The organism is Salmonella sp. SAL-020 (genome assembly GCF_017372215.1).
Taxonomy (GTDB): Bacteria; Pseudomonadota; Gammaproteobacteria; order Enterobacterales; family Enterobacteriaceae; genus Salmonella; species Salmonella enterica.
The window spans coordinates 4,350,468-4,363,170 of record NZ_CP071690.1 but is presented as its reverse complement, the minus strand read 5'-3'; the positions used below and the strand labels follow the sequence as shown (position 1 = coordinate 4,363,170).

At 49.5% G+C, this 12,703-nt stretch carries 8 protein-coding genes; 7 read left to right on the top strand and 1 reads right to left on the bottom strand.

Translation table 11 applies throughout. The features are described from left to right. Nucleotides 1-359 precede the first annotated feature (359 nt). The 5 genes from rplJ (at nucleotide 360) to J1G48_RS21070 (ending at nucleotide 10,300) form a co-directional block, all read left to right on the top strand. Nucleotides 360-857: a 50S ribosomal protein L10 gene (gene rplJ, locus J1G48_RS21090; RefSeq protein ID WP_001207203.1), complete on the top strand. Its 498-nt coding sequence runs from the start codon at nucleotides 360-362 to the stop codon at nucleotides 855-857. Between the two features lie 66 nt (nucleotides 858-923). Continuing rightward, complete coding sequence (gene rplL / locus J1G48_RS21085) at nucleotides 924-1,289, top strand: 50S ribosomal protein L7/L12 (protein WP_000028882.1); 366 nt, start codon at nucleotides 924-926, stop codon at nucleotides 1,287-1,289. Nucleotides 1,290-1,606: 317 nt separating this feature from the next. Further along, nucleotides 1,607-5,635 carry a DNA-directed RNA polymerase subunit beta gene (gene rpoB, locus J1G48_RS21080; RefSeq protein ID WP_000263105.1) on the top strand — a complete coding sequence of 1,343 codons (4,029 nt, stop codon included), beginning with the start codon at nucleotides 1,607-1,609 and terminating at the stop codon, nucleotides 5,633-5,635. Between the two features lie 76 nt (nucleotides 5,636-5,711). Continuing rightward, on the top strand, nucleotides 5,712-9,935 hold the full coding sequence (rpoC, locus tag J1G48_RS21075; RefSeq protein ID WP_000653965.1) for a DNA-directed RNA polymerase subunit beta': 4,224 nt from the start codon (nucleotides 5,712-5,714) through the stop codon (nucleotides 9,933-9,935). 41 nt (nucleotides 9,936-9,976) lie between these two features. Continuing rightward, nucleotides 9,977-10,300 carry a membrane protein gene (locus tag J1G48_RS21070; protein ID WP_001576436.1) on the top strand — a complete coding sequence of 108 codons (324 nt, stop codon included), beginning with the start codon at nucleotides 9,977-9,979 and terminating at the stop codon, nucleotides 10,298-10,300. Between the two features lie 5 nt (nucleotides 10,301-10,305). Here the strand turns inward: J1G48_RS21070 and J1G48_RS21065 are convergent, their stop codons facing one another. Beyond that, the gene (locus J1G48_RS21065) at nucleotides 10,306-10,650 is read right to left on the bottom strand and encodes a hypothetical protein (RefSeq protein ID WP_012543419.1); all 345 of its coding nucleotides are present in this window, start codon (nucleotides 10,648-10,650) and stop codon (nucleotides 10,306-10,308) included. A 380-nt stretch (nucleotides 10,651-11,030) separates the two neighbouring features. On the opposite strand from J1G48_RS21065, the gene J1G48_RS21060 reads away from it, so the two are divergent. Then, entirely contained in the window at nucleotides 11,031-12,059 is a 1,029-nt protein-coding gene (locus J1G48_RS21060; RefSeq protein ID WP_000400600.1) for a type III secretion system effector arginine glycosyltransferase SseK1, read from the top strand. 322 nt (nucleotides 12,060-12,381) lie between these two features. Beyond that, the gene (locus tag J1G48_RS21055; protein WP_001526923.1) at nucleotides 12,382-12,570 is read left to right on the top strand and encodes a hypothetical protein; all 189 of its coding nucleotides are present in this window, start codon (nucleotides 12,382-12,384) and stop codon (nucleotides 12,568-12,570) included. The last annotated feature ends 133 nt before the right edge of the window (nucleotides 12,571-12,703 follow it).

The window sequence follows — 12,703 nt, the reverse complement described above, 5'->3', positions numbered from 1 at the left end:
CTAATTGCAGACGTATATCCGAGATATTCGGGTTGTGGCAAGGCGGCAAGTGAGTGAGTCGCCAGGAGCATAGCTAACTATGTGACTGGTGCGAACGAAGGAAGCCAACGCCGCCACAAGCTGAATAGCGACGGATAGACAAGATTTGTTCGTTGGAGCCTGGCCTATCCAGGCCTCCGTCGAAGACCGCAGGCGTCTCGCAAGAGGCTTAATCCCCTGCGTAGACGGTGACAGAACGCTAAGATTATTTTTGATACTCTGGCTTGTTTCTGCTCACCGTATTAAGACGCTCTTCTCGTTGAGATGAGTGAAGTGAGTTCCGGAACATGAGTTCCGGCAAACATCCAGGAGCAAAGCTAATGGCTTTAAATCTTCAAGACAAACAAGCGATTGTTGCTGAAGTCAGCGAAGTAGCCAAAGGCGCGCTGTCTGCAGTAGTTGCGGATTCCCGTGGCGTAACTGTAGATAAAATGACTGAACTGCGTAAAGCAGGTCGTGAAGCTGGCGTATACATGCGTGTTGTTCGTAACACCCTGCTGCGCCGCGTCGTTGAAGGTACTCAGTTCGAGTGCCTGAAAGACACGTTTGTTGGTCCGACCCTGATTGCATACTCTATGGAACACCCGGGCGCTGCTGCTCGTCTGTTCAAAGAGTTCGCGAAAGCGAATGCAAAATTTGAGGTCAAAGCTGCAGCCTTTGAAGGTGAGCTGATCCCGGCGTCTCAGATCGACCGCCTGGCAACTCTGCCGACCTACGAAGAAGCAATTGCACGCCTGATGGCAACCATGAAAGAAGCTTCGGCTGGCAAACTGGTTCGCACACTGGCTGCTGTACGCGATGCAAAAGAAGCTGCGTAATCGCAGTTGTCTTTATCAAGCATTTGCTTACGTATAAACTTATTCTGATATTCAGGAACAATTTAAATGTCTATCACTAAAGATCAAATCATTGAAGCAGTATCCGCTATGTCCGTAATGGACGTTGTAGAACTGATTTCTGCAATGGAAGAAAAATTCGGTGTTTCTGCTGCTGCTGCTGTAGCTGTAGCTGCTGGCCCGGCTGAAGCTGCTGAAGAAAAAACTGAATTCGACGTAATTCTGAAAGCTGCTGGCGCTAACAAAGTTGCTGTTATCAAAGCAGTACGTGGCGCAACTGGCCTGGGTCTGAAAGAAGCTAAAGACCTGGTAGAATCTGCTCCGGCCGCTCTGAAAGAAGGCGTGAGCAAAGATGACGCTGAAGCACTGAAAAAATCTCTGGAAGAAGCTGGCGCTGAAGTTGAAGTTAAATAAGCCAACCCTTCCGGTTGCAGCCTGAGAAATCAGGCTGATGGCTGGTGACTTTTTAGTCACCAGCCTTTTTGCGCTGTAAGGCGCCAGTAGCGTTTCACACTGTTTGACTACTGCTGTGCCTTTCAATGCTTGTTTCTATCGACGACTTAATATACTGCGACAGAGCGTACGTTCTGTGTAAATCGCAATGAAATGGTTTAAGCGTGATAGCAACAGGCATTGCGGAAAGTATCCATTTTCCGGTCAACAAAATAGTGTTGCACAAACTGTCCCCCGCAGGACAGATGGGTCGACTTGTCAGCGAGCTGAGGAACCCTATGGTTTACTCCTATACCGAGAAAAAACGTATTCGTAAGGATTTTGGTAAACGTCCACAAGTTCTGGATGTACCTTATCTCCTTTCTATCCAGCTTGACTCGTTTCAGAAGTTTATCGAGCAAGATCCTGAAGGGCAGTACGGCCTGGAAGCAGCCTTCCGTTCCGTGTTCCCGATTCAGAGCTACAGCGGTAATTCCGAGCTGCAGTACGTCAGCTACCGCCTTGGCGAACCGGTGTTTGACGTTCAGGAATGTCAGATCCGTGGCGTGACCTATTCCGCACCGCTGCGCGTAAAACTGCGTCTGGTGATCTACGAGCGCGAAGCGCCGGAAGGCACCGTTAAAGACATTAAAGAACAAGAAGTCTACATGGGCGAAATTCCGCTCATGACCGACAACGGTACCTTTGTTATCAACGGTACTGAGCGTGTTATCGTTTCTCAGCTGCACCGTAGTCCGGGCGTCTTCTTTGACTCCGACAAAGGTAAAACCCACTCTTCGGGTAAAGTGCTGTATAACGCGCGCATCATTCCTTACCGTGGTTCCTGGCTGGACTTCGAATTCGATCCGAAGGACAACCTGTTCGTGCGTATCGACCGTCGCCGTAAACTGCCTGCGACCATCATCCTGCGTGCGCTGAACTACACCACTGAGCAGATCCTTGACCTGTTCTTTGAGAAAGTCGTCTTCGAAATTCGCGACAACAAACTGCAGATGGAGCTGATTCCAGAACGTCTGCGCGGCGAAACCGCGTCGTTCGATATCGAAGCTAACGGCAAAGTGTACGTTGAAAAAGGCCGTCGCATTACCGCGCGTCACATCCGTCAGCTGGAAAAAGACGATATCAAGCATATCGAAGTTCCGGTTGAGTACATCGCAGGTAAAGTCGTCTCTAAAGACTACGTTGACGAATCCACTGGCGAGCTGATCTGCGCGGCGAACATGGAGCTGAGCCTGGATCTGCTGGCTAAGTTGAGCCAGTCCGGCCACAAACGTATCGAAACGCTGTTTACCAACGATCTGGACCACGGCCCGTACATTTCTGAAACGGTACGCGTCGACCCAACCAACGATCGTCTGAGCGCGCTGGTAGAAATCTACCGCATGATGCGCCCTGGTGAGCCGCCGACTCGTGAAGCGGCTGAAAGCCTGTTTGAGAACCTGTTCTTCTCCGAAGACCGCTATGACCTGTCTGCGGTGGGTCGTATGAAGTTCAACCGTTCTCTGCTGCGCGACGAAATCGAAGGTTCCGGTATCCTGAGCAAAGACGACATCATTGATGTCATGAAGAAGCTCATCGATATCCGTAACGGTAAAGGCGAAGTGGATGATATCGACCACCTCGGCAACCGTCGTATCCGTTCCGTCGGCGAAATGGCGGAAAACCAGTTCCGCGTTGGCCTGGTGCGTGTAGAGCGTGCGGTGAAAGAGCGTCTGTCTCTGGGCGATCTGGATACCCTGATGCCTCAGGATATGATCAACGCCAAGCCGATTTCCGCCGCAGTGAAAGAGTTCTTTGGTTCCAGCCAGCTGTCTCAGTTTATGGACCAGAACAACCCGCTGTCTGAGATTACGCACAAACGTCGTATCTCCGCACTCGGCCCAGGCGGTCTGACCCGCGAACGCGCAGGCTTCGAAGTTCGAGACGTACACCCGACGCACTACGGTCGCGTATGTCCTATCGAAACGCCGGAAGGTCCGAACATCGGTCTGATCAACTCCCTGTCCGTGTACGCACAGACTAACGAATATGGCTTCCTTGAGACGCCGTACCGTCGTGTGGTTGATGGCGTGGTCACTGACGAAATTCATTACCTGTCTGCTATCGAAGAAGGCAACTACGTTATCGCTCAGGCGAACTCCAACCTGGATGACGAAGGCCACTTTGTAGAAGATCTGGTGACCTGCCGTAGCAAAGGCGAATCCAGCTTGTTCAGCCGCGACCAGGTTGACTACATGGACGTTTCCACCCAGCAGGTGGTCTCCGTCGGTGCGTCCCTGATCCCGTTCCTGGAACACGATGACGCCAACCGTGCATTGATGGGTGCGAACATGCAACGTCAGGCGGTTCCGACTCTGCGCGCTGACAAGCCGCTGGTGGGTACCGGTATGGAACGTGCTGTCGCCGTCGACTCCGGTGTTACTGCAGTAGCTAAACGTGGCGGTACTGTTCAGTACGTGGATGCGTCCCGTATCGTTATCAAAGTTAACGAAGACGAGATGTACCCGGGTGAAGCAGGTATCGACATCTATAACCTGACCAAATACACCCGTTCTAACCAGAACACCTGTATCAACCAGATGCCATGTGTGTCTCTGGGCGAGCCGGTTGAGCGCGGCGACGTGCTGGCAGACGGTCCGTCCACCGACCTCGGTGAACTGGCGCTCGGTCAGAACATGCGCGTGGCGTTCATGCCGTGGAACGGCTACAACTTCGAAGACTCCATCCTCGTTTCCGAGCGTGTTGTCCAGGAAGACCGTTTCACCACCATCCACATTCAGGAACTGGCGTGCGTGTCCCGTGACACCAAGCTGGGGCCGGAAGAGATCACCGCTGACATCCCGAACGTGGGTGAAGCTGCGCTCTCCAAACTGGATGAATCCGGTATCGTTTACATTGGCGCGGAAGTGACCGGCGGCGACATTCTGGTCGGTAAGGTGACGCCGAAAGGTGAAACCCAGCTGACGCCGGAAGAGAAACTGCTGCGTGCGATCTTCGGTGAGAAAGCGTCTGACGTTAAAGACTCTTCTCTGCGCGTACCTAACGGTGTCTCCGGTACGGTTATCGACGTTCAGGTCTTTACTCGCGATGGCGTAGAAAAAGACAAACGTGCTCTGGAAATCGAAGAGATGCAGCTCAAGCAGGCGAAAAAAGACCTGTCTGAAGAACTGCAGATCCTCGAAGCGGGCCTGTTTAGCCGTATCCGTGCGGTGTTGGTGTCCGGCGGCGTTGAAGCTGAGAAGCTCGACAAACTGCCGCGCGACCGCTGGCTGGAACTCGGTCTGACCGACGAAGAGAAACAAAATCAGCTGGAACAACTGGCTGAGCAGTATGACGAACTGAAACACGAGTTCGAGAAAAAACTTGAAGCGAAGCGCCGTAAAATCACCCAGGGCGACGATCTGGCGCCGGGCGTGCTGAAGATCGTGAAGGTCTATCTGGCCGTTAAACGCCGTATCCAGCCGGGTGATAAGATGGCAGGTCGTCACGGTAACAAGGGTGTTATCTCTAAGATCAACCCGATCGAAGACATGCCTTACGATGAAAACGGCACGCCGGTCGACATCGTACTGAACCCGCTGGGCGTACCGTCTCGTATGAACATCGGTCAGATTCTGGAAACCCACCTGGGTATGGCTGCGAAAGGTATTGGCGACAAGATTAACGCCATGCTGAAACAGCAGCAGGAAGTCGCGAAACTGCGCGAATTCATCCAGCGTGCCTACGATCTGGGCGCCGACGTTCGTCAGAAAGTCGACCTGAGCACCTTCAGCGATGATGAAGTGCTGCGTCTGGCAGAAAACCTGCGTAAAGGTATGCCGATTGCCACACCAGTGTTTGACGGTGCGAAAGAAGCGGAAATCAAAGAGCTGCTGAAACTGGGCGACCTGCCGACCTCCGGTCAGATCACCCTGTTCGATGGCCGTACGGGTGAACAGTTCGAACGTCCGGTAACCGTCGGTTACATGTACATGCTGAAACTGAACCACCTGGTTGATGACAAGATGCATGCGCGTTCTACCGGTTCTTACAGCCTGGTTACTCAGCAGCCGCTGGGTGGTAAGGCGCAGTTCGGTGGTCAGCGCTTCGGGGAGATGGAAGTGTGGGCGCTGGAAGCTTACGGCGCCGCCTACACCCTGCAGGAAATGCTCACCGTTAAGTCTGATGACGTGAATGGTCGTACCAAGATGTATAAGAACATCGTGGACGGCAACCATCAGATGGAACCGGGTATGCCGGAATCCTTCAACGTTCTGTTGAAAGAGATCCGCTCGCTGGGCATCAACATCGAACTGGAAGACGAGTAATTCTCGCTCAAACAGGTCACTGGTGTCGGGGTAAAACCCGACACCAGATTGTGCTAACTCCGACGGGAGCAAATCCGTGAAAGATTTATTAAAGTTTCTGAAAGCGCAGACTAAAACCGAAGAGTTTGATGCGATCAAAATTGCTCTGGCTTCGCCAGACATGATCCGTTCATGGTCTTTCGGTGAAGTTAAAAAGCCGGAAACCATCAACTACCGTACGTTCAAACCTGAGCGTGACGGCCTTTTCTGCGCCCGTATCTTTGGGCCGGTAAAAGACTACGAGTGCCTGTGCGGTAAGTACAAGCGCCTGAAACACCGTGGTGTTATTTGTGAGAAGTGCGGCGTTGAAGTGACCCAGACCAAAGTACGCCGTGAGCGTATGGGCCACATCGAGCTGGCGTCTCCGACTGCTCACATCTGGTTCCTGAAATCGCTGCCGTCCCGTATCGGTCTGCTGCTCGATATGCCGTTGCGCGATATCGAACGCGTACTGTACTTCGAATCTTATGTGGTTATCGAAGGCGGTATGACCAACCTGGAACGTCAACAGATCCTGACTGAAGAGCAGTATCTGGACGCGCTGGAAGAGTTCGGTGACGAATTCGACGCGAAGATGGGTGCGGAAGCTATCCAGGCCCTGCTGAAGAGCATGGATCTGGAGCAAGAGTGTGAAACTCTGCGCGAAGAGCTGAACGAAACCAACTCCGAAACCAAGCGTAAGAAGCTGACCAAGCGTATCAAACTGCTGGAAGCCTTCGTACAGTCTGGCAACAAGCCAGAGTGGATGATCCTGACCGTTCTGCCGGTTCTGCCGCCAGATCTGCGTCCGCTGGTTCCGCTGGATGGTGGTCGTTTCGCGACTTCTGACCTGAACGATCTGTATCGTCGCGTCATTAACCGTAACAACCGTCTGAAGCGTCTGCTGGATCTGGCTGCGCCGGACATCATCGTACGCAACGAAAAACGTATGCTGCAGGAAGCGGTCGACGCCCTGCTGGATAACGGTCGTCGCGGTCGTGCGATCACCGGTTCTAACAAACGTCCTCTGAAATCTTTGGCCGACATGATCAAAGGTAAGCAGGGTCGTTTCCGTCAGAACCTGCTCGGTAAGCGTGTTGACTACTCCGGTCGTTCTGTAATCACCGTAGGTCCATACCTTAGGTTGCATCAGTGCGGTCTGCCGAAGAAAATGGCGCTGGAGCTGTTCAAACCGTTCATCTACGGCAAACTGGAACTGCGTGGCCTGGCCACCACTATCAAAGCCGCGAAGAAAATGGTTGAGCGCGAAGAAGCTGTCGTTTGGGATATCCTGGACGAAGTTATCCGCGAACACCCGGTACTGCTGAACCGTGCACCAACACTGCACCGTCTGGGTATCCAGGCATTTGAACCGGTACTGATCGAAGGTAAAGCTATCCAGCTGCACCCGCTGGTTTGTGCGGCATATAACGCTGACTTCGATGGTGACCAGATGGCTGTTCACGTACCGCTGACGCTGGAAGCCCAGCTTGAAGCGCGTGCGCTGATGATGTCTACCAACAACATCCTGTCTCCGGCGAACGGCGAACCTATCATCGTTCCGTCTCAGGACGTGGTATTGGGTCTGTACTACATGACCCGTGACTGTGTTAACGCCAAAGGCGAAGGCATGGTGCTGACTGGCCCGAAAGAAGCTGAGCGTATCTATCGCGCAGGTCTGGCCTCTCTGCATGCGCGCGTTAAAGTGCGTATCACTGAATATGAAAAAGATGAAAACGGCGAATTCGTTGCGCACACCAGCCTGAAAGACACGACCGTTGGTCGCGCCATTCTGTGGATGATCGTACCGAAAGGTCTGCCTTTCTCCATCGTCAACCAGGCGCTGGGCAAGAAAGCGATCTCCAAAATGCTGAACACTTGCTACCGTATTCTGGGCCTGAAACCGACCGTTATTTTTGCGGACCAGACGATGTACACCGGCTTTGCTTATGCAGCGCGTTCAGGTGCGTCCGTTGGTATTGATGACATGGTCATCCCGGAGAAAAAACACGAGATCATTTCTGAGGCGGAAGCTGAAGTTGCTGAGATCCAGGAGCAGTTCCAGTCTGGTCTGGTAACCGCTGGCGAACGCTATAACAAAGTTATCGATATCTGGGCTGCGGCGAACGATCGTGTATCTAAAGCGATGATGGATAACCTGCAAACTGAAACCGTGATTAACCGTGACGGCCAGGAAGAGCAGCAGGTCTCCTTCAACAGCATCTACATGATGGCCGACTCCGGTGCGCGTGGTTCTGCGGCACAGATTCGTCAGCTTGCTGGTATGCGTGGTCTGATGGCGAAGCCGGATGGCTCCATCATCGAAACGCCAATCACCGCGAACTTCCGTGAAGGTCTGAACGTACTCCAGTACTTCATCTCCACCCACGGTGCTCGTAAAGGTCTGGCGGATACCGCACTGAAAACCGCGAACTCCGGTTATCTGACCCGTCGTCTGGTTGACGTCGCGCAGGATCTGGTGGTGACCGAAGATGACTGTGGTACGCACGAAGGTATCCTGATGACCCCGGTTATCGAGGGGGGCGATGTTAAAGAGCCGCTGCGTGACCGCGTTCTGGGTCGTGTGACGGCGGAAGATGTGCTGAAGCCGGGTACGGCGGACATTCTGGTTCCACGCAACACGCTGCTGCACGAACAGTGGTGTGACCTGCTGGAAGCAAACTCCGTTGACGCCGTTAAAGTGCGTTCCGTTGTATCCTGCGACACCGACTTTGGTGTATGTGCGCACTGCTATGGTCGTGACCTGGCGCGTGGCCACATCATCAACAAAGGTGAAGCTATCGGCGTTATCGCGGCACAGTCCATCGGTGAACCGGGTACACAGCTGACGATGCGTACGTTCCACATCGGTGGTGCGGCATCGCGTGCGGCTGCTGAATCCAGCATCCAGGTTAAGAACAAAGGTAGCATCAAGCTCAGCAACGTGAAGTCGGTTGTGAACTCCAGCGGTAAACTGGTTATCACTTCCCGTAACACCGAACTGAAGCTGATCGACGAATTCGGTCGTACCAAAGAGAGCTATAAAGTGCCTTATGGCGCTGTCATGGCGAAAGGTGATGGCGAGCAGGTTGCCGGCGGCGAAACCGTGGCAAACTGGGACCCGCACACCATGCCGGTTATCACCGAAGTGAGTGGTTTCATCCGCTTCACTGACATGATCGACGGTCAGACCATTACGCGTCAGACCGACGAACTGACCGGTTTGTCTTCGCTGGTGGTTCTGGATTCGGCTGAACGTACTACCGGTGGTAAAGATCTGCGTCCGGCGCTGAAAATCGTTGATGCTCAGGGTAATGACGTTCTGATCCCGGGTACCGATATGCCTGCGCAGTACTTCCTGCCGGGTAAAGCGATTGTACAGCTGGAAGATGGCGTACAGATCAGTTCTGGTGACACCCTGGCGCGTATTCCTCAGGAATCCGGCGGTACCAAGGATATCACCGGTGGTCTGCCGCGCGTTGCGGACCTGTTCGAAGCGCGTCGTCCGAAAGAACCGGCCATTCTGGCGGAAATCGCAGGTATCGTTTCCTTCGGTAAAGAAACCAAAGGCAAACGTCGTCTGGTGATTACGCCGGTTGATGGTAGCGATCCGTACGAAGAGATGATTCCGAAATGGCGTCAGCTCAACGTGTTCGAAGGGGAACGTGTAGAACGTGGTGATGTGATTTCCGACGGTCCGGAAGCGCCGCACGATATTCTGCGTCTGCGTGGTGTTCATGCTGTGACGCGTTACATCGTTAACGAAGTCCAGGATGTATACCGTCTGCAGGGCGTTAAGATTAACGATAAACACATCGAAGTTATCGTTCGTCAGATGCTGCGTAAAGCGACCATCGAAAGCGCCGGTAGTTCCGACTTCCTGGAAGGCGAACAGGTTGAATATTCCCGCGTCAAGATCGCTAACCGCGAGCTGGAAGCGAACGGCAAAGTGGGGGCTACCTTCTCCCGCGATCTGCTGGGTATCACCAAAGCGTCTCTGGCAACCGAATCGTTCATCTCTGCCGCATCGTTCCAGGAGACCACGCGTGTCCTGACCGAAGCAGCCGTTGCGGGTAAACGCGACGAACTGCGCGGCCTGAAAGAGAACGTTATCGTGGGTCGTCTGATCCCGGCGGGTACCGGTTATGCGTACCACCAGGATCGTATGCGCCGTCGCGCCGCGGGCGAGCAGCCAGCAACACCGCAGGTCACTGCGGAAGATGCATCTGCAAGCCTGGCAGAACTGCTGAACGCAGGTCTGGGCGGTTCTGATAACGAGTAATCGTTAAATGGTGGAGGGGTATTTATCCCTCCACCAGCTTCATGCTGGATACCGAATTCCGGGTCGCTTGCCTACAAGGAAAGAAAATGCCAGCGATTATTTCATTAATCTATTTAATGTTTAGTCTTTTAGTATTTACAAAAAAGATAACCATTTCAAACGTTCTGTCCGCTTTTTTATTGTTTCTATCGTTATATATACTTCACCATAAATCATTACTTATATTTATTTATTGTCTTATTATTATTGTCGCCACCGCTATTCTTCATCGAGTCAAAACCAGCGCGGATAAAAAAGCCGTATTTTATTTTTCAATGCCATGCTGGCTCTTGGTTTTATCTGTAATTATAAATATTAATGAATAAATGAATTATTTTTTCATGACTCTTGTTTCTCGTATTATTGGTGAAAAATCATTATCACTGGTTATATGAATAAATTGTCCAGTTTTTGTATTATATTTTGCCATCGCACAGGGAAGACTATTACCACCGTTAGCCATAACAAATTTTGCTTTTGTATTACGATAAAGATTGACGCCAGGAATGGGGTCTTGACCGAATGTATAAGGCGTTGGGACAATTACATTATGTTTGTTTGAGAGCCACTTTGCTAAAATCCCGCCAACGCCATCAACCGGCGTAATAAAAGTAGAGAATCCACAATACTCAAAATTGAAATTTTTTATCATTGGGTTTGTTTTTTTCTGTAACATTGATTCCAAATGTGACTTTAAATTTATCCCATAAATCTAAGTTATTAAAGTCTATTGGCTCGCCATTATAAAATACCTGCTGTTCATACATTAAATGATAAACCTGTTTTATTGATTGTTTACGCGGGACATTTTAAATTATTAAATGAAGGATTTAATTCCATTAAGGTCTTTGTTTGCTCTTATTACAGGAATTATAAATATGATGCCATTTCTGGAATAAAAGTAAAGTTAATAAATTATTTATTTAATTGCTCACTGGTAGGGTATTTATGTATCCTCCGGTTAATGCTTAGTTTAGCATCTTTTAGCTGACAGCGATTGCAACGCTAAAAAACATGTGCTAATAATCATCATGTAAAATATGTAATGAAGTAAGTATGGAGCATTTAATTGTTATGATCCCACCATTAAATAGATATGTTCCCGCGCTTTCAAAAAATGAATTGGTTAAAACTGTTACCAACAGGGACATTCAGTTTACAAGTTTTAATGGAAAAGATTATCCCTTGTGCTTTTTAGATGAGAAAACCCCTCTTCTTTTCCAGTGGTTTGAGCGGAATCCTGCTCGCTTTGGGAAAAATGATATACCTATAATTAACACAGAGAAAAACCCCTACCTTAACAATATCATTAAAGCAGCAACAATTGAAAAAGAACGTCTTATAGGTATTTTTGTAGATGGTGATTTTTTTCCGGGACAAAAGGATGCTTTTTCAAAACTTGAGTATGACTATGAAAACATAAAAGTCATATATAGAAATGATATTGACTTTAGTATGTACGATAAAAAATTATCAGAAATTTATATGGAAAATATTTCTAAGCAAGAGTCCATGCCAGAAGAAAAAAGGGATTGTCATTTACTGCAGCTATTGAAAAAAGAATTGAGTGATATTCAAGAGGGTAATGATTCATTAATTAAATCTTACTTACTGGATAAAGGCCATGGATGGTTTGATTTTTACAGGAATATGGCTATGTTAAAGGCTGGTCAGTTATTTTTGGAGGCGGATAAGGTTGGGTGTTATGATTTATCAACAAATAGTGGGTGTATATATCTTGATGCTGATATGATTATCACGGAAAAACTGGGGGGTATATATATTCCGGATGGAATCGCTGTTCATGTAGAAAGGATAGATGGCCGTGCTTCTATGGAAAACGGGATAATAGCTGTTGATCGCAATAACCACCCGGCTTTACTTGCTGGATTAGAAATAATGCATACTAAATTTGATGCTGATCCCTATTCTGATGGTGTATGTAATGGAATTAGAAAACATTTTAATTATTCTTTAAATGAAGATTATAATTCTTTTTGCGATTTTATTGAGTTTAAGCATGATAACATTATAATGAATACCAGTCAGTTTACGCAAAGTTCATGGGCGAGGCATGTGCAGTAGCGGAAATGGCAATAATCATGCTATTGAATACATAAAATATTGGCATAAACTATCAAGTTTCGGCGAAAAATATTTGTTGCTCAGTTTTCTCTACTACAACGCCACTTTAAAATCGCAGTGCTGTTCAGAACGGAGATATACGGCATTCCTTGTGAAATATGGGAGTAAGAAGAGCTTAAATAATTTAATTGGTTATTAAATAACAATTTTATTTATACAGATATCTGTCAGATTACATCTGGCTTAAATTTTTGTCAGCCCAGATGCGTTTTCCATCAAGTAACGTTACCATCGGCGTCCGGCCGCAACACATTTTTCCCTGATGGGTTCGCCCCTGATTCCCGTTGTTCTGGGGCATCATTTTATGGACAAAAACGATCAGCAGACACGGTTGGAAGAGGGGCCGCCAGCGAAATTACAGTCAGGAACGCTGCCCGAAAACTTCAAGTTCACCGCTATTTCGATAATCCAGTGGCCAGCCCCCGGTCGTCAGTTACTGATGAAGGGGTGAAGGCTGGGCAATAATGAGGAAGGGATACTTTGCCTTGGTCAGCTTCCGTTGCTGACGATGACAAAATAAAAAAACGGGAGGTCGATAACAATCTCCCGTTTTTCACATTACGTACTCGCTCGTGAAATACTAA